Annotated in this window: 20 protein-coding genes and 1 tRNA gene; 12 read left to right on the forward strand and 9 right to left on the reverse strand. The window is 45.7% G+C overall.

The window, feature by feature from the left end:
- Window positions 1-113 precede the first annotated feature (113 nt).
- Together MF542_RS15865 and MF542_RS15870 are read left to right on the forward strand one after the other, a co-directional pair.
- Window positions 114-1,169: a CPBP family intramembrane glutamic endopeptidase gene (locus MF542_RS15865; protein ID WP_247021250.1), complete on the forward strand. Its 1,056-nt coding sequence runs from the start codon at window positions 114-116 to the stop codon at window positions 1,167-1,169.
- A gap of 17 nt (window positions 1,170-1,186) precedes the next feature.
- Entirely contained in the window at window positions 1,187-1,597 is a 411-nt protein-coding gene (locus MF542_RS15870) for a helix-turn-helix domain-containing protein (protein WP_247021252.1), read from the forward strand.
- A 12-nt stretch (window positions 1,598-1,609) separates the two neighbouring features.
- Here MF542_RS15870 and purU read toward each other — a convergent pair whose 3' ends face one another.
- Both purU and MF542_RS15880 read right to left on the reverse strand, forming a co-directional pair.
- Window positions 1,610-2,467 carry a formyltetrahydrofolate deformylase gene (gene purU / locus MF542_RS15875; protein WP_247021254.1) on the reverse strand — a complete coding sequence of 286 codons (858 nt, stop codon included), beginning with the start codon at window positions 2,465-2,467 and terminating at the stop codon, window positions 1,610-1,612.
- Between the two features lie 106 nt (window positions 2,468-2,573).
- A complete protein-coding gene (locus MF542_RS15880) occupies window positions 2,574-3,458 on the reverse strand; it encodes an alpha/beta hydrolase (protein ID WP_247021256.1) in 885 nt (294 codons plus the stop codon).
- 193 nt (window positions 3,459-3,651) lie between these two features.
- Between MF542_RS15880 and MF542_RS15885 the strand changes: the two genes are divergently transcribed.
- Together MF542_RS15885 and MF542_RS15890 are read left to right on the forward strand one after the other, a co-directional pair.
- A tRNA-Leu gene (locus tag MF542_RS15885) sits at window positions 3,652-3,738 on the forward strand.
- A gap of 66 nt (window positions 3,739-3,804) precedes the next feature.
- Window positions 3,805-4,278 (forward strand): hypothetical protein, encoded by a 474-nt coding sequence (locus MF542_RS15890; protein WP_247021258.1) that lies wholly within the window; start codon window positions 3,805-3,807, stop codon window positions 4,276-4,278.
- 60 nt (window positions 4,279-4,338) lie between these two features.
- Here MF542_RS15890 and MF542_RS15895 read toward each other — a convergent pair whose 3' ends face one another.
- The 3 genes from MF542_RS15895 to MF542_RS15905 form a co-directional block, all read right to left on the reverse strand.
- Window positions 4,339-6,480: a TonB-dependent receptor gene (locus MF542_RS15895; RefSeq protein WP_247021260.1), complete on the reverse strand. Its 2,142-nt coding sequence runs from the start codon at window positions 6,478-6,480 to the stop codon at window positions 4,339-4,341.
- A 41-nt stretch (window positions 6,481-6,521) separates the two neighbouring features.
- Window positions 6,522-6,821: a hypothetical protein gene (locus tag MF542_RS15900; RefSeq protein WP_247021262.1), complete on the reverse strand. Its 300-nt coding sequence runs from the start codon at window positions 6,819-6,821 to the stop codon at window positions 6,522-6,524.
- Window positions 6,822-6,899: 78 nt separating this feature from the next.
- Complete coding sequence (locus tag MF542_RS15905) at window positions 6,900-7,199, reverse strand: hypothetical protein (protein ID WP_247021264.1); 300 nt, start codon at window positions 7,197-7,199, stop codon at window positions 6,900-6,902.
- Window positions 7,200-7,510: 311 nt separating this feature from the next.
- On the opposite strand from MF542_RS15905, the gene MF542_RS15910 reads away from it, so the two are divergent.
- Both MF542_RS15910 and MF542_RS15915 read left to right on the forward strand, forming a co-directional pair.
- Window positions 7,511-9,970: a M1 family metallopeptidase gene (locus tag MF542_RS15910; protein WP_343264993.1), complete on the forward strand. Its 2,460-nt coding sequence runs from the start codon at window positions 7,511-7,513 to the stop codon at window positions 9,968-9,970.
- Complete coding sequence (locus MF542_RS15915; protein WP_247021268.1) at window positions 9,970-10,476, forward strand: DUF6702 family protein; 507 nt, start codon at window positions 9,970-9,972, stop codon at window positions 10,474-10,476. The genes MF542_RS15910 and MF542_RS15915 overlap by 1 nt, the downstream gene beginning before the upstream one ends.
- Before the next feature lie 36 nt (window positions 10,477-10,512).
- On the opposite strand, the gene MF542_RS15920 is transcribed toward MF542_RS15915, so the two are convergent.
- From MF542_RS15920 to MF542_RS15935, 4 genes are all read right to left on the reverse strand, one after another.
- On the reverse strand, window positions 10,513-11,178 hold the full coding sequence (locus MF542_RS15920) for a hypothetical protein (RefSeq protein ID WP_247021270.1): 666 nt from the start codon (window positions 11,176-11,178) through the stop codon (window positions 10,513-10,515).
- Between the two features lie 10 nt (window positions 11,179-11,188).
- Window positions 11,189-11,692 (reverse strand): RNA polymerase sigma factor, encoded by a 504-nt coding sequence (locus MF542_RS15925; protein ID WP_247021271.1) that lies wholly within the window; start codon window positions 11,690-11,692, stop codon window positions 11,189-11,191.
- Between the two features lie 113 nt (window positions 11,693-11,805).
- Window positions 11,806-12,882: a threonine aldolase family protein gene (locus tag MF542_RS15930; RefSeq protein WP_247021273.1), complete on the reverse strand. Its 1,077-nt coding sequence runs from the start codon at window positions 12,880-12,882 to the stop codon at window positions 11,806-11,808.
- Window positions 12,883-12,931: 49 nt separating this feature from the next.
- Window positions 12,932-13,432, reverse strand: a complete 501-nt coding sequence (locus tag MF542_RS15935; protein WP_247021275.1) for a S24 family peptidase — start codon at window positions 13,430-13,432, stop codon at window positions 12,932-12,934.
- Between the two features lie 160 nt (window positions 13,433-13,592).
- On the opposite strand from MF542_RS15935, the gene MF542_RS15940 reads away from it, so the two are divergent.
- The 6 genes from MF542_RS15940 to MF542_RS15965 all read left to right on the forward strand — a co-directional run bounded on the left by MF542_RS15940 (window position 13,593) and on the right by MF542_RS15965 (window position 22,202).
- Window positions 13,593-15,227, forward strand: coding sequence for an EAL domain-containing protein (locus MF542_RS15940; protein WP_247021277.1), 1,635 nt, complete (start codon window positions 13,593-13,595; stop codon window positions 15,225-15,227).
- Window positions 15,228-15,465: 238 nt separating this feature from the next.
- Window positions 15,466-17,577 (forward strand): flagellar hook-associated protein FlgK, encoded by a 2,112-nt coding sequence (flgK, locus tag MF542_RS15945; RefSeq protein WP_247021278.1) that lies wholly within the window; start codon window positions 15,466-15,468, stop codon window positions 17,575-17,577.
- Between the two features lie 11 nt (window positions 17,578-17,588).
- Window positions 17,589-18,521 carry a flagellin gene (locus tag MF542_RS15950; RefSeq protein ID WP_247021280.1) on the forward strand — a complete coding sequence of 311 codons (933 nt, stop codon included), beginning with the start codon at window positions 17,589-17,591 and terminating at the stop codon, window positions 18,519-18,521.
- 62 nt (window positions 18,522-18,583) lie between these two features.
- Entirely contained in the window at window positions 18,584-19,084 is a 501-nt protein-coding gene (locus tag MF542_RS15955; protein WP_247021282.1) for a flavin reductase family protein, read from the forward strand.
- A 259-nt stretch (window positions 19,085-19,343) separates the two neighbouring features.
- On the forward strand, window positions 19,344-20,462 hold the full coding sequence (locus MF542_RS15960) for a DUF2336 domain-containing protein (RefSeq protein WP_247021284.1): 1,119 nt from the start codon (window positions 19,344-19,346) through the stop codon (window positions 20,460-20,462).
- Window positions 20,463-20,498: 36 nt separating this feature from the next.
- A complete protein-coding gene (locus tag MF542_RS15965) occupies window positions 20,499-22,202 on the forward strand; it encodes a PAS domain-containing sensor histidine kinase (protein WP_247021286.1) in 1,704 nt (567 codons plus the stop codon).
- Window positions 22,203-22,207 lie beyond the last annotated feature (5 nt).

The raw sequence follows: 22,207 nt of genomic DNA on the forward strand, positions 1-22,207 counted from the left end.
CCGACATGTCGTCAGGTGTTTGGCTAGTGAATGTCGGGCACTTTTCGTGGTGAGGCTCAAGCTGAGTTGATAGCTGTTTGAAAAAAAACACTATCAATACAGCGAGGTTCACCATGGTATCCCTTTTAAGTTTTTTCCGCCGGGCTGCGGAGAGTTATCCGTTCCTATTTTTCGTATCAATTGCGTATGCTTGGTCATGGCCTTTTTGGTGGTTTGCCTATTTTGGTGAGCTGGTCCCAGGTATGAAGTTGGCACTTGTGCTACTGGGTGTGTTTGGTCCCGCTCTTGCTGGCATAACACTTCTACACTTGCGAAATAATCAGGAAAAAACACAGCAGTCAGGGCGCGGATCTTTTTTCTGCCTTGGGGCAATCTTGGCAGCTCTGGCAATTGCCGCCTTCAGGTTTGATTTTATGGGGGTTATGGCGCTGGTGCCGTCAGCCGATCACGGTGTGCCGGACGAAACCCCGTGGTATGTTTACATTATGTTTGCAGGGGTAGTTGCGCTTTCCGGGTTTGTTATTTCGCAAGCCCGGTCAAATTATCCAACTGTGCGCTCTTTTCTAACTGGGCTGGTGCCTGACAGGCGTACCTTACTGTTATCAGTTCCTGTTTTACTTTTCCTTCCGGCTTTGATGATTACAGCTAACCTGTTAGCTGATTTGGCAGGAATACCTTATGATACGCCGTTATATCTAACCATGCCACTGGCGGAGTGGTTGCCTCTGCTGGCAGTGAAGTTATTTACCGTTGCCATGCTCACGGGAGGTAATGAGGAATATGGCTGGCGGGGTGTGTTATTGCCGCTGATGCAGAAGAAATATAGCCCCTTGGTGGCTACGTTACTTATCGCGCTTTTATGGGAGCCTTGGCATATCCCGCTTACACTAGATATCGTTGGAGCAAAAGAAAACTACTGGCTTATTGTTTTTGCTCGTTATATTGCCATTCTGCCTATCGCGTTAACATTTACCATTCTCTATAATTTCAGCCGGGGTTCAATTTTCCTTTGTGTGCTAATGCATGCCGGCTTCAACACCCATGCGCGTTTGTTTGCTGGCAGTGAACTGTTTGCACTTGGTTTGCTTATCGCAGTTGCTATTGGGATCATTGCGCTTAAGATGTGGCGAAAGGGCCGGGGCTATGTTCCGGAGGTAGCGGGTAAATGATACACACGAGCGCTGAAATGGATATAAAGCATCGAAGGTTAGCTAAAAATTGGTCTCAGGAACAACTAGCTGCAATAAGCGGTGTGAGCAGTAGAACAATCCAGCGCATTGAAAATGGTGCTAAACCGGGTATGGAAACTTTGAAAGCCCTAGCTGCGGGGCTGGAGGTTTCTGTTACTGAACTTCAGGAAGAAGAGATAGAAATAAAAAAAAGCACCGAAACAAAAGGTTCGATGCTTTTGGGCTTTATTCCATCTTCATGGAAAGCGTTCGTTCTCAACCTTGTACTTTTTATGGTTGTTGAAACCTGGGTATTAGTGCTGACCCGTTACTTCGAAGTAGGCAAGGAAGTTCCGGGCGCTGTTGCTTTTTTATGGGGCGGCGTTTTAGCATTTCATCTGGTTACGGTTGTCCGCAAAGATCCGTAAGGCTGACTGCGGTTACCGCTTAAATACCACTGTTTTGTTGCCGTTTAACAGCACACGGTGTTCAAGGTGTAGTTTCACAGCTTCTGCCAGTGTCACTCGCTCTACATCACGGCCTGTTGTCACCAGATCAGTTACTGACATAGCATGGTTTACCCGCGCTACATTCTGTTCGATGATTGGACCTTCATCCAAATCAGGTGTTACATAGTGCGCTGTGGCACCAATCAGTTTCACACCTTTATGGAAAGCCTGCTGGTACGGCACAGCGCCTTTGAAGCTTGGCAGGAAGCTGTGGTGGATATTAATCACCTTACCGGCCAGTTTTTCACATGCTTTATTTGATAGAACCTGCATGTAACGAGCAAGAATAATGAGATCAATTTCTTCTTCTTCAATCAGTTTGATCAGTTTTTCTTCCTGTTCCAGTTTGTTGTCTTTGGTTACAGGCCAGTGCTGGAACTGAACATCATAGGAAGCAGCAAGCTTATAACTATCCCGGTGGTTAGAAACCACAGCGCGTACATCCATGTTAATCGCACCGCGTTCTTTGCGGTACAGCAAGTCCATCAAACAGTGATCAAATTTTGATACCATGATAAGCACTTTTTGCGGTTCGCTTGCATCATGGATATCCCATTCCATCTGGAACTTTTCTGCGAGCGGTTTGAAACGTTCCTTCAGTTCCGCACAGCTAAGTGAAACATTGATCGGAGAAAAAGCCACACGCATAAAGAACTGGCCGCTATCATCATCCGCATATTGATCACTTGATGTAATATTGCAGCCAGCACCAGCCAGCATGTTTGCAACGTCTGCAACAATACCGGGTTGGTCTGCGCACGACCATGTAAGGATAAATTTATCAGCCATTCTTCTTCTCAATCAAAACTCAAAATCAGAATGCGCAAAAGAACAGGCAAAAGCGCCTGATGCAACTGTTTTTGCTGTAACTATTAGAATTTGAAGGCAAGAATTTCTATTCTTTGGCGTCAGGCACTTCTAAATACCAAGGTATTTTACCTTCTGGATATGGTGGTAGTGCATATAGCCAGCGCAGAGCCGAAAGGGCGGCATCGTGATAGATAGTTGCATGGGTTTCCGTTTCACTTAAATCATCATAACGCCATGTAAGGCCATGTGGTGGGTTGTTCTTTAGCGCTGCAACGAGCTTATCAAGCCCCGCCTGCATAGCGAGCCCTTCATTTGCCATGGCAATGAACAAACGGCGATCTTGCTTCGAATGTTCTCCGAGCAGAGCAGGGGCGTTTCGCCCCAAGCGCTGATCATCCCACCAGAGACTAGGGCTAATGGCGATATAATCATCAAACATCTCAGGTGCTTTTAGGAAGGTATCGGTTACAAAAAGCCCTGCAAGCGATTCACCCATAAGGGTTTTCTTGCCGTTTACTGGGTAATTTTTTTCCACAAAGGGCATTACTTCATCCGTTATGAAAGCGCGGAATTTAGCAGCCTGCCCGGAAGTGGGGAATTCATCGCGGTAACGTTTAACCTCAGCGGGGGGAGTAAGTTCGGCGCGGCGATCTTTGGTTTCAATGCCAACGATGATGAGCTTTTCATAGGTCCAGCTTAGGGCACCAAGATGCCCAAGACCTGCGATATGCTGAAAATCCTGCTTCAGGCCGCCATCCAGAAGATAAAGCACGCCGTAAGTCTCGTTCTCCTTGTAAGCGGGAGGTACCCAAATGTTGAGTTCGCGGGTGTCATCCATGATGTCTGATTTAAAATGGACCGTATGCCCGATGTTGATCTCTGAGCGTTTTGTTGCATCGCCTGCATTAATGTTAGGTGCGATGATAGCGGAGCCAACCAGCAGGCAAGCCAGTGTAAATATTTTTAACACGTTCTTTTCCCCCATATTTCCTTGCCTGTAAGCTAAGAGGTAATGTTCGGAAGGACAACAGAAAACTAGGAGAAATGCAGGGCTGTTTGTTCTCAGCAGTAAGAAAATACCCTTCACTGAAAATAAGTTATTGTTTTCTGAAGAATGTTTGTTTTATAACGCCCCTATGAGCGCAACGCGCCACCAATCCTGTGCCCGCATGATGGAATTGGTAGACATACAAGACTTAAAATCTTGAGACCGTATGGTCGTGCCGGTTCGAGTCCGGCTGCGGGTACCAAATCTTCCTTTAAAACGTATTTCATGATATGCTACCCGCTTTAAAATTGCACTGTGGGGGTGTGAAATGAATTCAGAGCAATTCTTGACGAGTACCATCCGTCCCGTGCTTGAAGACATGGGCATGTATTCTAAATCGGCAGAGAAAGTTCTGTTGATGACAGCTTGCCATGAAAGTGGCGGGTTTAGGTACCGCGCACAGGTTGGCGGACCTGCACGATCTTACTTTCAGATCGAACCAAATACTCTGGATGATCTTTATGAAAATTACCTGAGCTACCGACCTGAACGCCGGGAGCTTGTAGATAGTTATTTGCCTGACGATATGGACAGAAAAGAAGCGCTTGAAGAAAGTGATGATTATGCTTGTGCGGTGGCTCGGATGATCTATGCCCGCGTGCCGGAGGCGCTACCCGTTGAAGATGATACAGAAGCTATGGCGGATTACTGTAAGCAGTATTGGAATACGGAATTGGGTAAAGCAACGCCGGAGAAATATCTGGTAGATTATTACAGGTATAAACCACCGGGTTACGATTGAGGAAATAGAGGAAGTAAAAGAAAGCGGGCCGGGGCCCGCTTTTTTGTTGTTTTGAAATGTTTAGAATTCTGCGTGGAAAGAAACCTTGAAGTTGCGGCCCGGTAGTGGTGCTACATCCTTAAGGAAGCTTGTGTGCTGACGTGCGTCAGAATTTGTAAGGTTCGTACCGCGTAGTTCGAAGGAAAGACCTTTGTTTTCGAACGGACGTACTGTCAAATATGTATTCCAAAGTACATAATCGTCTGTAGGAATTTCAAAGTCAGCAGTACGGTTTTGTTCTGCGGCATATTCAAGTTCCGTGCGGAAATCGAATGTTTCTGAACGTGCATCAAAACCGAGCAAACCGCGGAATGGCGGGATGCGAGGCAGGTTGCGAGATGCTACGCTATCATCAAGTTTCGCGCGAACGAAATCAGCTTGCCCATCAAGGTGGAAATCAACATCGCCGAATGTGTCAGTTGATGCTGTACCAAGATGGAATTCAGCTTTTGTTTCGAAGCCATAAAGCTTTGCGTCTTCAGCTCTGAATTCAAAGACAGTAAGGCCATCTTCTTCTTCGCCAGTTGCTGCTTCATAAATGAAATCATCATAGTTTGTGATGAAGCCATTAATAACCATGCTGAATGGACCAGTGGCATAAGTGAAAGTTGCTTCAATACCAAAAGCAGTCTCCAGACCAAGGTCTGGATCGCCTAGTTCAAACGCATCTGTCGCAAGGTGTGGGCCATTAGAGAAGAGTTCTTCTGTCGATGGTGCACGCTCTGTACGGTATACAGAAACACCAAGGAATGCATCATCTGATAGATCATATCCAACACCTGCAGACGCGCTGAAACCATTGAAGTTGCGCTCAACATTTGTACCATCAACTTCATAAGTCGTGCGTTCGTAGCGGGCACCCAAGTCAACGTGCCATGCACCAGTGCGGTAATCTTTCACTGTATAGAAACCATACTGGTTGCTTGTTGTCGGTGGAACAAAAGCTTCCTCACCAACAGCAGAGAATTCGCGGTGGCGAATTTGAACGCCTGTTGTACCGCGCCAGTCTCCGGACCAGTTTTCTACAAGATCAAGGCGACCTTCCCAACCTTCGTTGGCGAATAGAGTGCCGATTTCATCACCTTCAAGCTCTTGGTGCTCGTAATCAGCATAACCGAAGCGAAGCTTCGCTTTTTTGAAGATGCCAAGGTTTGTATCAAGTTCACCAATCAGATCGAAGCGTGTTTGATCAAGGTCGATTGATACGAGTTCTTCTTCTTCCTCGCCTTCTTCCTCATCATGTTCTTCGCCTTCTTCTTCTTCATGTCCGTGGCCACCTGGTACACCGTATGTGCTATCAAGCTTACGTACGTTGAAGCCTAAGAAACCGTTTTCGAACAGGAAGGAAAGCCCAACCGAACCGCCTTTGGTTTCAGTAGCAGAGTTTTCTACTGTGCCGAATGCTTCTTCCTCTTCCTCGTGGCCTTCTTCTTCCTCTTCTTCTTCCATAGCACGAAGAAGTGCTGATTCAGCAAAGCCCGGAATGTCATAATCATCTGTGTCACGGTAAAGACCGTCTGCGTGCAGAACAACTTTTGTGCCGCCGAAATCACCGAGTGTCAGATTAAAAGCACCAGTGAACTCATCGCCATTATCAACTGTAGAGTGACCATAGCGGAATGCACCTTCAAACCCATCTTCTGGTGCAGCAACTGGAATACGGCCGTCAAATACGTTGATGACACCACCAGCAGCTGAACTACCGAATTGAAGCATCGCAGTACCGCGAAGGATTTCGATGCGCTCAGCAAGGGCTGGTTCAACTGCAACTGCATGATCTGGGCTGGTTGAAGATGCATCAATAGAGCCGAGGCCTGAATCTAGAACGCGGATACGGTCACCGCCAAGGCCGCGAATGATCGGACGGCTGGCGCCTGGGCCGAAGAACGTTGAAGAAATACCTGGCTGACGGCGTAATGTTTCACCAATGGAACCATCAAGCTGACGGAGGATTTCATCCTTCTTCAAAATTGTTGTGCCAAGAATTGTTTCGCCAAGTTTGCGGCCTTCATAGGCGCTTGAAACAACAATTTCCTCTAGCTGTTCTTCAAGAGGTGGTGCAGCGCGCTTTGTTGCAAGAGCGGCGCCTGAAACCAGTGTAGTTGACGCCAGAAGTGCAGCGATGCGCCCGCTGTTCCGGAGTGTTTTATTAACTTTAGACATTTTAATTTCCTGTAATCCCTGTGGGTTGTTGTTCATTTGTATTAAGAGAACAACAGGGCGGGAGGAGCCCTGATTGCAGCGCTCTGCAAAGGCTCAGCAATAATCAGGCTGATTAAGGAAATAGGTTCTTTAGGCAGTGCACCACCATCTGGCAGAGCAAGCTGTGGTTCACTACTTATTAGGCCAAGGTCGTCATTGTATGAAGCCGCTATCAAACACTCACCGTGTTGTGGATTGATTTCATGATCAATCGCATGAACGGCGGTAATTGATTGCGACAGTACAAAGCCAAATAGCGCAATAAGCCTTATATAATATGATGTTTTCTTAAGCGTAGGCACGCTTCAATCTCACTGTATTTAACCCAAATATGGCACAGGTTGGCTACATTTCGGGTGTGGTTTCACAAAGGGGTTTCTTTATGAAAGTGAGAGTGGAGGTGCGCGAGCTTGAAGGTTTTCAGCTTGCGTAAATGCAACGCTGTCAACTTCAGTGGCAATGCTGAAAGTGTAGTGTACTTGCTCTTCTATAGAGAAGGAGGCCGGGGCACAGTCTAAATCATCAGCCTGCTTAACTGCCGCTGCGATAATACAAGGGTGCCCATCATGGCTGTGTTCGGTTTCACCGTAAGCAGCAATGTGTGCCGTTGTGAAAATCTGAGCAAGCAGGAAGAAAACAGCGAACAACGAAGCAAGCCGGGTCTGTTTCAGCCCAGCCATAAAAGGTGCTTTTGTTTTTGCTCTAATGCCCACTTCAGTCTCTGTACACTATTGTTCAGATCGAATTCATCTTCGCCTACAGTATAATATAGCCTTGATCAAGAGCAAAGGGATGAACTGATCGTTATATTGTACAATTGTTTTATGATGATAAACGAAAGGTTTAGGGCGAAGAATAATGCTACAAGAATACTTGAGTATATCGTTTTTCCCTATATGTTCATCTGGGATAAATGCGGTGGGCATAGCTTTTTTGGGCGCCGCAGATAATCAAAACTTGGGAGAAAAGCCGAATGTTACGCAACATTCTTATGGTGGGTGCTACTCTCGCTCTCGTAGGCAGCTCTGCTGTTTATGCTGATGCAGTGAAGCAAACCAAGGGGAAGTATGAGGATAAATTCCGCCAGTTGGAAGAAATTCTACCAACCCCTAACGTGTACCGTAATGCCGCTGGTGAACCTGGCCATGCATATTGGCAGCAAAAGGTTGACTATGACATCAAAGCGAACCTTGATGAAGCAAAGCGCCGTATTACTGCGACAGAAGACATTACCTATACAAACAATTCGCCAGACACACTGAAGTATCTGTGGCTGCAGCTTGATCAAAATATTTTCAAGCCAGACAGTATTGCCAATATGGCAAACAACTTTGGTGGTATTGGCCGCCGCGGTCCTGCTGCGGCAGCTGGTGATGCTAGCCGTCCAGCTCGCCTTAGCCTTGGTGAACTTCGCCGTCAGCAGTATCTGACTGACAATGAAGTTGGTTATGATATCCAGGCCGTAACAGCAAACGGTAAGGCACTTAAGCACACAATCGTTGGCACGCTAATGCGTGTTGATCTGCCAACACCGCTGAAGCCGGGCAAAAGCACAGAGTTTACTGTGCAGTGGGCTTTCAATATTGTTGAAGAAGATGCCGTATCAGCACGTTCTGGTTACGAGCACTTCCCTGATGATGAACGCGAAGGCGGTAATGATATCTTCCTTCTAGCTCAGTGGTTCCCACGTCTTGTTGCTTATACAGATTATGAAGCCTGGACTAATAAAGAGTTCCTTGGTCGCGGTGAATTCACACTTGAGTTCGGTGACTATGAAGTGGAAATGACAGTTCCGGCTGATCATATCGTTTCCTCTACAGGTGTTCTTCAAAACCCTAAGCAGGTTCTGACTGCAGAACAACGGGCACGTCTTGAAGAAGCAAAAACAGCAAAACGTCCAGTATTTGTTGTGACAGCTGAAGAAGCGCTGGAGAACGAAAAAGAAGGCACAACAGACACAAAAACTTGGAAGTTTGAAGCTGAAAACGTACGTGATTTCGCGTGGGCTTCTTCTCGTAAGTTTATGTGGGATGCGAAAGGTTATCAGCAGGGCGGTAACGATATGCCGTTCGTTATGGCAATGTCTTTCTATCCGAAAGAAGGCGGTGACCTGTGGAAGAAATACTCAACAGAGTCAATCATCCATACGATGGAAGTTTATAGCCGGTTCTCCTTCGATTACCCAGATCCTGTAGCTCAGTCTGTAAACGGCCCTGTTGGTGGTATGGAATACCCAATGATCACCTTCAATGGTCCTCGTACAACTCTACAAGACGACGGTTCGCGCACATATTCTCTTGCTGAGAAGCGTTTCCTTATCGGTGTGGTAATCCACGAAGTTGGCCATAACTATTTCCCAATGATCGTGAACTCTGACGAGCGTCAGTGGACATGGATGGACGAAGGCTTGAACAGCTTCCTTGATGGTGTTGCTGGCCGTGAATGGGATCCCACTATTCCTTGGGGCGTTGAGCCACGCGATATCACTGGTTACATGAAGTCCAACACACAAGTGCCAATCATGACACAGTCTGATAGTGTGCTTCGTCTTGGCCCGAATGCTTATACAAAGCCAGCTGCTGCGCTTAACATTCTGCGTGAAACTATTCTTGGTCGTGAACTGTTTGATTATGCGTTCAAAGAATATTCAATGCGCTGGAAGCATAAGCGTCCGACACCATCTGATTTCTTCCGTACCATGGAAGAAGCTTCTGGTGTTGACCTTGACTGGTTCTGGCGTGGTTGGTTCTTCTCTACAGACCATGTAGATATCTCACTAGACCGTATCTACAAGATGCGTATGGATACTAAAGATCCAGATATCGATTACGCGCGTCGCCGTGAAGAAGAGCATGCGAAACCTACGTCACTTACGAATATCCGTAACAAAGAGATTGGTAAAACGTGGGTTGAACTAAATCCTGATGTGAAAGACTTTCACGATGAAAATGATCGCTGGACAGTAACAAACAAGCAGCGCAACAAATACAACAGCTTCCTTAAAGGTCTGAAGCCTTGGGAACGTAAAGTGTTTGATCGTGCTGTATCAGAAGACAAGAATTATTACGTTCTTGAGTTCTCGAACAAGGGTGGCCTTGTAATGCCGATTATTCTCGGTCTTACATATGCTGACGGTACAACAGAGAAGCAGTATATCCCTGCTGAAATCTGGCGCCGTACCCCTGATGCGGTTAAGAAGCTGATTGTAACAGACAAAAATAAAGAGCTAGTACAAGTGGTTGTTGACCCTGATTGGGAAACTGCTGATACAGATGTGGAAAATAACCATTACCCACGCCGTATCGTTCCTTCACGTGTTGAAACATATAAGCGTAGCCGTAGCTCCAGCCTTGCAGGTCGTGATCTGATGCAGGAAGCTACAACAAAGCTTAAGAAGGACGAAAAGAAAGACGAAAAAACTTCTGAGAAAAAAGAAGGTGACGCAAGCTAATGCGCGTTTTTCTAGCATCAGTTTTGATGATTATTGTGGGGGTGCTAAGCGCCCCCACTTTTGCTCACCAGCAGAAGACAGCGATCTCTCGGGTTTTCTTTAACCCGCGCACTCAGAATATTGAAATAGAACACCGTTTCTATATTCACGATGCGGAGCATGCTGTGAAACAGCTGTTTGACAGGAATGCAGATATCCTTAGCAGGGAAGAGACACGCTCCACCTTTGCTGATTATGTGGCGAAGACGTTTACTATAGCAGGCGCAGACGGCACAGTAATACCGCTTGAAGATGTTGGTTATGAAATGGATGGCCGATATTTTTGGGTATATCAGGAAGCAAAGCCGCAACCAGAATTGGCTGGGCTTCTGGTGAAAAGCGATACCCTTAGAGAAGTTTGGCCTTCACAGATTAACACTGTGAATATCGAGGGTAACGGGGATATACAGACCGTTACGTTTGAAGGTGATGCCGAAGTTCTTGGTGTCGACTTTGATGGTAACTAAAAGTTAAAAAGGCCCGGCAATGACCGGGCCCTTTTATTATAGGCTCTTGAAGCTTTCCAGTTCTGATAACTGTTCTTCCAATTTTTTGAAGCGGCTCCCCGCAAGGCCATCAGCAATTTTTTTCATTACTGAATTTTCTGCAAGAAACTTACCGTATTTCCGTGAAGCGTATATCGCCGTAATAGATGCAGTGATCGCCAAACCAATATTTACCCACAGCCAATCAGAAGGTAGATGGGGCATAATATCAGCGCCGAATATGCCTTTAGCTACAACCAGTAAAATGGATACACCAATTATCGGAGATAAGCAGAATACACCGGTAATAAAACGTAGCTGAAACCGTTTTAGTTTTACTACTCTTTCCTGAAGTTCGGTTACGGGCGCGCTGAAATCAAATTTCGAAATATGGGTTAACTGGTAAGCGCCTGCTATGATCATTACGATCCCGCCTATGTGAAGCAGAATAGCTGGAAACTTATAGCTACCGATAAAATCATCAGAACCAATAAAACTGCCCATCAAAAACACTACAATCACGCCGAAGATGATATCAAACCATGGTTCAATCTGCAGGCCAAAGGCGCTTTTCTCCAGTTTTTCTTTCTTCAGGCTGCTAATAAGCTCTGCATTCAAACGCATGGATTTTTCTAACTGGGTGTTTTGTGCATCCCATGCCTTTTTCATCTCATCCAGATCCATTTTTCTATCCTTATGCTGTTTGTTTTTCTTGTGCGTGCTGTTTCGCAAATTTTGTTTTCAACCGGTGGAGTTTGCTTGCAACGTTGCTGCCGCTGATGCCCAGTATCTCTGCTATTTCTGCTTGATTGTTGCCTTCGAGATAAAGAATAACCAGCGCTCGATTAAGAGGTGTTTCTTGTTGTAATATTTGCTTCAGCAGATGATTTTGTTCGCTATTTTCAAAATTATCTGGTGCAGCGATTGATGAATGATCATCAATCGTTTCAGTTGCTTCTTTATGCTTTCGGTTTTTACGGTAATGCGAAACCGCTACATTGATGGCAATTCGGGTCATCCAGGTGCTGAGTTTATATTCTGGATCGTAACGGTTGGCAGATTTCCATACCGCGATGATCATCTCCTGCACCAGATCTTCTCTATCGTTTCTGTCGTGACAATATTGATGAGCAACCTTGAAAAGCAGGCCCTTGTTGGCTTCAATAACCTTGATGATATCTTGTTCGCTTAGCTGCACTGGTCATCTCATTGTTTTTGATATTTGACCTATTATTCGCGCAGTATGAAAAAAAATCACACGTGAGCCAAAAAATATCTCAAAAAAATACAATGCAGGCGGCTAATAGTAATTTAAAGGGCTGCGACCATGGCGGTAACAGCCTTTTTGAAAGCATCAATTTCCAGCGCTAGAGCTTTCTCTCCAACGGTAATCTCAAGTGAACATTTGTTCGGGCCTTCGTATTCCCAAAAGCGATTACCCAGCCAAACACCTGTTTCAGTTGCGGCTTTATCTCTTGCAGCCTCTGCCTTTTCAGCGCTGCAAGGAAGGTTGATGTGGAACATGTTGGTGTGCGGTTCGTTTGGGCTGATCTTCAGGTTCGGAATATCTTGAAGGGCAGTAACCATTGCTTTGGCTTGTTGAATGAACTCGGGCATTTGCTGAAGCCGTGTATCAAGAAGGCGAAGAGCATCACAAATCATTGGCCAAGGTTCTATCATCAAACCACCAAGGCGGTGCTGCCAAATCTCTGCCTCTTTGATGAAACCCTTGCCACCAATCAGAACAGCCCCACCGATTGCGCCAATGTCTTTATAAAGCGATACATAGATAGAACTAAAACCTTCTGCAATTTCAGCATAACTGCGATTCTGGTAATAATCGCGGCATGCCCAGATGCGAGCGCCGTCCATATGCAAGGGCAGGTTACATTCTTTCGCTTTTTTCTTAACAGCATTAAGTTCTTCCCAAGTTGGAAGCAAGCTGCCGTTATGGCGCTGTGGTAGCTCAATGAATATACCTGCAGCATCAGGGTTAAGTTGCTCATGAGAAACTGTTGATGCCCAGCTGCCGTATATTTCAGCTTGTAGGTTATGCGCTACCTCATACCCATCCGCTTCATGCAGTAATAGATGTGAAGTTGGGTGCAGTTGGATAGTGTTATGGCCAGCGTGCTCGGCATAAATACGCCCAGCTACCGCTTGAGCCATAGTGCCGGTAGGGAACCATAAGGCAGCTGCTTTGCCGAATAGTTCTGCTACCTTTTTCTGTAATAAGTTTGCTGCATCACCGGAGGTGAAAAGCTCTTTATCAAAGCCGTTCTGTTCCATAAAAAACTGTATGGCAGCAAGTCTGGCCGGACCACTTTCCTGAGTATGTAGAGGAAAGCTGAGGTCGTGGTTACATTGTTCTTTGAGCGAAGCGGGCATAAGATTAACTGCTTAGATATGAATGTTTTTGAGAGTGACTTCTTAAGGTTTAAGCGTCAATGCTGCCAATCACAAGCATAACCCGGCGCACATCTGCTCTTGGAATGCGGATTTCCTTGTGGGGGTTATATTGCTGCAAAACTAGCTCGTCACTGTCCCAGCGTTTAAATTGTTTAATGAAACCGGCGTGACTTGAGGTTTCTACCAACACATGGCGGCCAGCTCTTGGTTGTTTATGAGGGTGGATGTAGGCGATGTCCTGATTTGCGTATTTAGGCTGCATGGAATTACCTGTAACAAATACAGCAAACGCGCCGTGTACACCCTGGAGATCAGCAGGTCTGAATGTCCAGTCGATTGGTTGTTCTTCAATGATCATATTTCCGTCGTCACCACCTTGTGCTCTGCCGCGGATAGGCAGGTCCTTCATTTTACCAAATAGGGGATGCCCATTATCGATTTGATAACTGCGTTTAAGGCTTTTTTCAGGATCAATATGAATAACAGGATAGGATGTTTTAGGGGGCTGTTTCAGATACTGTTTCATCATATGTTCTCCTTTTGTTCTATTATCGCACAATAGTTGAAAAAGAAAACCGCAAAATTCGAAAAAGCCTTAAAAAAATATAGATAGATGAAACAGAATTCTTGTTAACCTTTGATTGGTAAGGTTTTATGGGGGCGTGAGATATTTATCTTCGGTGGGGTTTATGGGCGAGCTGGTTGAAACACATTATGATCGTATGGCAGGGCTTTATGAAGCTTTGGCCCCTATGGTTATAGAGCTTGATGCAGATGACAATGTTACGTTGGTTGTTGGAAAAGCAGGAATGCTTTTAAATGCCAGTGAGAATACATTGTTATCATCTCGCTTCGAAGAGCATCTTCATGAGAAAGACTTACCTATCTGGCGTTTGCTTCGCCATAAAATAACGCAAGTGAAACATATTGGCCCTTTACCACTGCGCCTAAGAAATCCTGATTATAAAACGCAGGCGTTTGAGGTTATTGTGGCGCGCTGTAACAGTGTTGCGGGCCGTTTGCATCTTTCTCTTACCCCGTATCAAGGGAAAATCAGTTTTGGTGAAAATAAACGGCCAGCCAGTAATGCTGCGCGTAACTTCAGCAAAGACGATTTTTCCAAACTCGCAAAAAAACTGGCTGCCTATGGTGAAGCTTCGAGTGTTTCTGCAACAGAAGCATTGTTGCAGCTTGCCGGTGTTGAAGATGTACAGGATAGCCCTGAAAGCAATTTAATGGCGCTTTACTCTCTCTTGCATAGTGCTGCTTCAGAAGAGGTAGCTGCTGTTAAGCGGGAAGAAATCCCGGAAAAAGTAGATGACGAAAGAGCGCCGGAGACCAAAGATGTTAATGCTGAAGTTGGAATGAAGGCTGCAGTACGTGGTGCATACCAGAAAACTGGTTCTGAAGTGAATTATGTTACCGTTGGTGGCGAAGATGGAATTTCTGAGCAAGACGCCGTAAAAGCAGCTGTATATGCTATGAAAAAGGCTGCCACCTCAGGCGGCGTTAGAACGATGGAGGCCTTAACCGGAGGGTATGAAAAGCGTTTGGAAACGGTGCGTGGGCAACTGAAAGCTTTTAAAAAGATTGTCCTTCAGGAGCGTTTTGAAATTGCCCTTCAGCCAATCGTTAATATTGCAGACGGTAGCCTGCATCACTTTGAGGCGCTGACAAGATTCGACAATGAATACTACAGTGGCACACCATATGACTTTATGCGCTTTGCCGAGGGAGTAGGTGTGATCCAAGAGTTTGATCTGGCGATGGTGATGAAGTGTGTTTCACTCCTTAAGCGCATGAAACGAATGGGGTATAATATTGGCGTGGCTGTAAACCTTTCAGGTCGATCTATACAGTCACCTTCCTTTTTAAGGCATTTCTTTCGAATTCTGGAGGATTGTAGCGATATCAGGGACCTTCTGATGTTTGAACTAACTGAATCCAGCCAAATAGATGATCTCGAAACAACCAATAGCACATTATCGCGTATAAGAGATTTCGGTCATAAAGTTGCGCTTGATGATTTTGGTGCGGGCGCTGCAGGTATTCAGTACCTAAGGGTGCTGAAGGTCGATGTTGTGAAAATAGACGGTATTTACATTCGTAAAGGTATAGAAAACCAAGAAAACCGCTCTTTCCTTCGGTCAATGGCTGAGCTTTGTAACGGGCTTGGCATTGAAACGGTTGGGGAGTGTGTTGAAAATGAAGAACAGCGCGATTTTTTGAGTGAGATCGGTATTACCTATGCTCAGGGTTGGCTTTACGGCAAGCCTCTGCCAGTGGATGAAGCGCTGAAAGCTATTCCTTCCCGATATACCTAATATAATCTTTGGCATACATATTGCTTTTATTCTTGTGAAACGTGGTGATGAATTAATGATTGCCACACGGTAGCAAAGATAAAAGTGTACCTAAGTGTATGAATTATATTAATAAAATTGCTGATTTCATTGTTGGGATAAAAGGTGTGTCTTTGGCGTGTCTTCAGATCTCGATGAGGCAATTTATGTTTATTTGGGTACAATCTGCCGCCTTTGCTGTGCGTGAAGGAGAGATTTCATGAGCTTAAACGGTATCATCTCTACCTCGTTAACTGGTTTGTTCGCGAACCAGGCAGCATTGAAGGCGACATCTAATAACATTACCAACGTAAATACTCCCGGTTTTAACCGTGGGCAGGTGCAGCTTGAATCACGTGTAAACAGTGGTCAAAGCTCGGGCGTGGATGTGAATGTTACGCGAGTGGTGGATGAATTCCTGGAAACTGCCCTAAGAACGGCTACGTCAAATACATCAGAATTTTCTGTTCAAAGTTTATACCATGATCGCTTGCAAGGTATTCTTGGGGATCCTGCGTCTGACTCTTCGCTTTCAGCGCGTATTGAAGATGTTTTTTCTTCTGTCGCTGATTTGGCCCTGAACCCAGCTGATGTGCTGCGTCGTCAACAGACAATTTCTGAACTCCAGAGTTTTCTTGATCAGTCGACGGCAATTGCTGAAGAAATACAGAACTTAAGAAGCGACGCCAGCCAACAGCTGGCTGAAGATGTAGATAACATCAATGAATTGCTGCGGGAAATCCACGCAATTAATCCACTTATTGCGTCTCAGCAGGTTCTGGGTAACGATAGCTCAGGGCTTGAAGGGCAGCTTTCACAGGCGCTTAAAAGCCTTTCAGAGATGATAGATATCAGGGTGGATAGGCAGCCGAATGGTTCCGTTGTTGTTTCGTCCAGTGATGGTTATCCTTTGGTGGATTCAGGGCTGAACCAGCTTTCGTACAATCCTCCTGGCGTTGTAAGTTCTGGAACGACTTTCCCTACCATTAATGTTCAACGTGTAGATCCGGACACTCTGGATCCTATCGCTTCGGTCGTTGATTATACCCCACATATCAAAAGTGGTGCTATTAAAGGTGTACTTGACCTTCGTGATAATCAGTTACCCGACCTAGCAGAAACGCTTGGTGAGCTTTCGGGGCGCGTTGCTGACGAATTTAATGCAATTCAGAATAGGTTTTCTGCAGTTCCTGCGCCCAATTCCTTGACTGGTAAGGCGACGATTGTGGATGGTGCACATCCAACTGGCTTTACCGGGGTTGTTACCTTTGCAGTTGTTGATACGAACAATCAGCTTGTGGCTTCCACTACGGTTGATTTTGATAGCGCCCCACCAGCAAATTTTAATGCCCTAATTTCACAAGTAAATACAGGGCTGGGCGGGGCAGCTACACTGGCCTTAAATGATGGGGTTTTAAGTTTTGATGGGGCAGGCACCAACGGTGTTGTGGTGGCAGATGATGAAGCGACACCATCTGACCGAGGTGGGCGTGGATTTAGTCACTTCTTTGGGCTGAATGACCTTATTATTGCTGATCAGCCTGGGGTGTATGAAACTGGCCTTACTGGAGCTGAAAATCATAACCTTGTGGCTGGGGGAACAATTGATTTCCGCGTAACTGACGGTAATTCCCGTGAGCTGACAACTATCTCGGTACCAGTTACAGGTACTTCTTATAATGATATGATCGCGGCCCTTAGTGATCCTACCTCTGGGCTGGGTAATTTCTATACATTCTCGCTTGATAGTAATGGTGCATTAGTTACAACGCCTGTGAACCCAAACCAGAATATCGAGTTTGAAATTACAAGTGATACAACTCAGATAGGTAACTCCGGCCTCAGTTTTTCACATGCTTTTGGTATTGATGAGGATAGCCGCGCAGATGCCGCCATTGGCCTTCAGGTAAAAGATGAAATTCAAAGTAATCCAATGCTTCTATCGCTTGGTGTATTTGATGTTTCGGGCTCAGTTGGTGATGTTGTTCTTACAAGTGGTGATCAGCGCGGAGCCCTTGCGTTTCAAAATATTGAAAACAAGTTGGTTTCTTTCGAAGAGGCTGGAGAGCTTACGGAGGCTTCTGTAACTCTCTCTCAGTATGTGGCGCGCTTCCTTGGTAATGCAGGGCTACAGGCAGCAAGAGCAACTAATTTTGAAGAAGATAATCTGGCTCTGCAAAATGAGATCAGTACCCGGAATTCAAATATTTCTGGTGTTAATATTGATGAAGAGCTGTCGAACTTGATTGTGTATCAGAATGCATATCAGGCGGCCGCAAGAATTCTTTCCAGTGTTCAGGAGCTGTATGACTCGCTCCTGCAGGTGGTATAAGGAGTTAAACAATGGTTGGACGCGTATCCAGTTTTGGTCAACAGCAGCTACTTATTCAAGGACTGCAACAGAACCAGCGAGATGTTTTTACTGCTCAGCGACAAATTACCACTGGTAAGGAAACTAATGAATACAGAGGGTTGGCCGGCGAAACTGGCACAGTTCTCGGTGCGCGCTCAACTCTTTCACGTGTTGAAACTTACCAGCAGACTATTGATACGGTTGGTGGGAAGCTGGATGCCAACGATGTGCAGCTTGGTGCTGCAATTGAAAGTGTTGAGAGCCTGCTTGATCAAATCAGGTTAACGATTGCCAACAATCAGGCCGCTGGCTTTACTGAGCAGTTAGAGACAACATTCTCATTTGTAGCAAATGGGTTAAATACCAACATTGATGGTACCTTCTTGTTCTCTGGTGCAGAAACAGGCACGCAGCCTGTTAATGTCACTGAAATTCAGGATTTTGTCGCATTAATTGATGGTGGCGGTACCACTGCTGATGCTTTTGACAATGCTCCAGTTGCATTCCAGGCACGTATTGCTGATGGGGTGGATCTAGAATTTGGTGTTTTAGCGAGCGAAATTGGCACCGAGATTTTTGAAGAGATTGAAGCGCTTTACCGCGCTGATCAGGCGACACCTTTTGATGGTGAGTTAACGGACGCACAGCGTACGTTCCTTTCTGGACAGATTGCATCTATTGAAGCCGCGATTGATGGCGTGCGTCAACATCAGGTGGATAATGGGTTAGGGCAGGAGCGCATCAAAGTGCTTGATGAGCAGCACAGGGATACAGCTATCTTCCTTGAAACGTTTATTGCCGATATCGAAGATGTTGATATTGCTGAAGCTGTAACGCGCCTTAATAATGATCAGGTGGCGCTTCAGGCTTCTTATCAGTCAATTGGATCACTTTCTCAGTTATCGCTCTTGAACTTCCTCTAATTGGTTGAAATTCCATACAGCGTGGCTACATTGGCGGTGGTTGCTGAATGGAGTGTGAGCAGATGACAATTACCCCGGAAGATTTTCGGCAGGGTATGCGCCGCCTTGGCGGAGCTGTAAATATCGTAACAACCGCACATAATGATGTGTTTGCTGGGCTTACCGCAACGGCTGTAACCTCGCTTTCCGCTGAACCTCCACGTTTGTTGGCTTGTATTAACCAAGCGGGCGCGACTTATGAGGCTATATCCAAGGGGCGCTGTCTCAGCGTTAATGTGCTTGGGGCAAAGCATAAAGAGCTTGCGATGAAATTTGCCGGGCTTGATGGCAGTCCGGAAACGGACCGTTTTTCGGAAGGGGAATGGTCTGTTGGGTGTGGAGGGGCGCCTCTGCTCAAAGATGCGCTTGTGAGCTTTGACTGCATTGTAGATAACATCATGGATGTTGGCAGCCACGGCATTGTTATAGGGCTTATTCAGAATGTGGTTTTGAACGATACCTCTGTTAAAGACCCTTTGTGTTATTTAGACGGTGAATGGACCACGATGGTGCCCGTGGAATAACATTTTTCCTCGATTTCCTCTTTCATATCTCTCTTTTGTAGCCTTTCAGTTAAGGCGGCTAAATCAATATGTTGACTCTCGGAATCTCCGCGAATCGATATCTTGTGTTTAACCTGCGACTCGTGAACTTTCTTAGAGTCGAATCGAATAAAGTGTTGATTCTTTGTTAAGATTCCGTATTCTTAGGCTCAAGATTGGTCAGGCAAATGTACCGAGTCGCATAAAAAATAAGGCCGGACAGCCCTAAGGGAGATGACGGGTGGTCAGTAAAGAACTGCAAGATCTATTGATGCTTGCTCGGGAGAAATCTTCCGATGCACGTAATAGGCTTGTGGAGAATATTACAGACCTCTTCCTTACCGATCATGGGCGCTTAAGTGAACACGAGCGCGCTCTTATGTCGGATATCCTTGGTAAACTTGTTACGCAGGTTGAGAAGGATATCCGCAAAGAGCTGGTAAATGCGCTTACCGTTACCGGTATTGAATTACCAGATATTGTTACCATCCTTGCCAGTGATGAAATCGAGATTGCAAGACCTCTTCTTGAAAAGAGTGTGTTGTTGAAAGATCCTGATCTCATTGAAATTATTCGCATGCGTACAGATGAACACCGTATGGCAATAGCTATGCGGGAAGATGTATCTGAAACCGTAAGTAATGCGCTTGTAGAATACGGGAGCGAGGATGTTGTTGAAATGCTTCTGAATAATCATGACAGCACATTGTCAAAACGCGCTATGGAGTATTTGGTTGCCGAAAGCCGCCGAGTTGACCGTTTTCAAGAGCCACTTCTTGGGCGTACTGACCTTCCAGATGATCTGGCATATCGCATGTACTGGTGGGTATCTGCTGCTCTGAGGAAACAAATACTAAATGATTATGCGGTAGACCCAGTGATTTTCGAGCAAGCGGTGAAACGAGCCGCGAATAGCGCCATTATTGATCAAGGTGATGATCAAGGCGCTTATGTGCGTGCGCAGCGTCTGGTTCGCAAAATGATGGAAAACGGTGAGCTTACAGTTCAGTTTCTTATCAATGCGCTTAGGCAGCAACGCGTAGCAATTTTTGTCGCTGGAATGGCTGAGCTTAGCGGCATTAATTTCCGCACATCATGGCGTATTTTCTCTGATAAAGGTGGTGAAAGTTTTGCGATCCTTGCCAAAGCTGTTGGCGTGGACCGTAACCAATTCACATCAATATACTTACTTGTTGTACAGGCCCGGGAAGGGGGGGCTGTGAAATCCCCTGGGGTTCTAAAAGATATATTGGCACTCTTTGATAAAATTACTGAAGCAAATGCCAAAGGTGCTTTGCAGGTTTGGCAGCGTGATAGTGCCTATCAGGAAGCTATCGAAGAATTAGAAAAAGTGGGGTAGCGAGGCAAGTATGGGGCTTGTTGAGCAAGGGATAAAATGGCAGAAAAACCTTTTCATGATCAAAAGATCGTAGACCTAGCAAACCACAGGGCTGACCCTGCGGACGGAGCTTTTGGCGCGTCCATTACACGTGGGCAAGAACATACCTTGGCGGCGAACGAGCAGGTGATGGACCTGTTGAGTCATATTTTGGTTGATGAAAGTTTGCCATTTTATGTAACCGCGCTCGACGGTACGGTTCTACAGGTTAATGATTTTTATAAAAAACTCGATGAGGCCTTACGTGATGTAAGTTTGGCACCGGGGCAGGTTGAACATGTTGGCAAATACGCTGTTCCTTCACTGAAACCTGTTGTTGAAGATGTGCTGGCGAGTGATACAACAGTAAGATCTGAGGAAGTTGTTCATATTAATGGCCGTGAGCGTGTGTTCCTTGGCCGGCATTCTCCTATCCGCAATGAACGTAAAGAAATTATTGCAGTTGCAGGCACATACGAAGATGTAACTGTTCAAGTGCGAGGCATAGAAGAGGCGAATAAAACGCAGGCGCGTTTTCAGGATTTTGCCCGTGCGAGTTCTGACTGGTTTTTTGAATGTGATGATAATATGCGCATTCGCTCACTCTCTGATCGTTTCACAGCGATTGTAGGGCAACCAGCGAGCTTGTTTGTTGGTTCAAAGTTTGAACAATTCGGTCGGCTGGGCGAAAACCTTGATGGCCGTATCGACGGGCCTAAGGCTATTCAGTCACGCAAGCCGTTTCGCGAGCAGCTGTTTATTATCAATGAACCAAATGGATCGGAACTGAAGTTCCATCTTTCAGCAGTCCCTGTATTTGACCGGACAACCGGTGATTTCAGTGGTTACCGCGGTGTTGGTATGGATGTTACCAGCCGCTATGAACAGGTTGAAGAAGCGCGTGGCATTCGCGAAAACCTGGAAAGCTTGCTTGCTGAATTAACACGTAAAAATATGGCACTTGATATCGCGAGCGAGCAGGCGACAAGTGCGCTACGCGCGAAGAATGAATTTCTTGCTGCTATGAGCCATGAGCTCAGAACACCGCTTAATGCGATTATCGGTTTTGCTGAAGCGTTTGAACAGCAAACCTTTGGAAAGCTTGATGAAGCTTATATTGGTTATGCTAAAGATATCAGGAAATCTGGGCAGCATCTTTTGGGGCTTATTAACGATATTCTTGATGTTGCTGTTATTGAAAGCGGTGGCTTATCGCTGAAGATCGATGATCTTTCGCTTGATGTACTTATTGAAAAAGCTGTTCATATGAATATGGAAGCTGCACGCCAGAAGGGGCTGAATATTGATGCCCTTGAGGTTGTTACAGAGGCTGTTGTACGGGCAGATGATCGCCGTTTGACCCAGATTTTGGTGAACCTGCTTTCCAATGCTGTGAAGTTTACAAAAGAAGGCGGCTCAATTGGTATTAGCTTGTCTGAGGATAGTGTGAAGAAGCAGGTTGATATTACGGTGTGGGATACTGGTATTGGTATTTCTGCAAGTAACCTTGCGCATGTATTTGAAAAATTCCATCAGGTGAAAGACCATATTTATTCACGTTCTCAGGAAGGTACCGGCCTTGGTCTTCATATCTCTCGAGAGCTGGCACGTAAAATGGGTGGTGACCTGACAGTTGTTAGTGTGGAGGGCGAGGGGAGCCGTTTCACAGTAACTGTACCACTTGCCGATGGTGTATCTGCTGACGATCTGGACTTTATCTAAGAATT

The sequence above is a fragment of the Kordiimonas laminariae genome (assembly GCF_023008165.1).
GTDB classification, from domain to species: domain Bacteria; phylum Pseudomonadota; class Alphaproteobacteria; order Sphingomonadales; family Kordiimonadaceae; genus Kordiimonas; species Kordiimonas laminariae.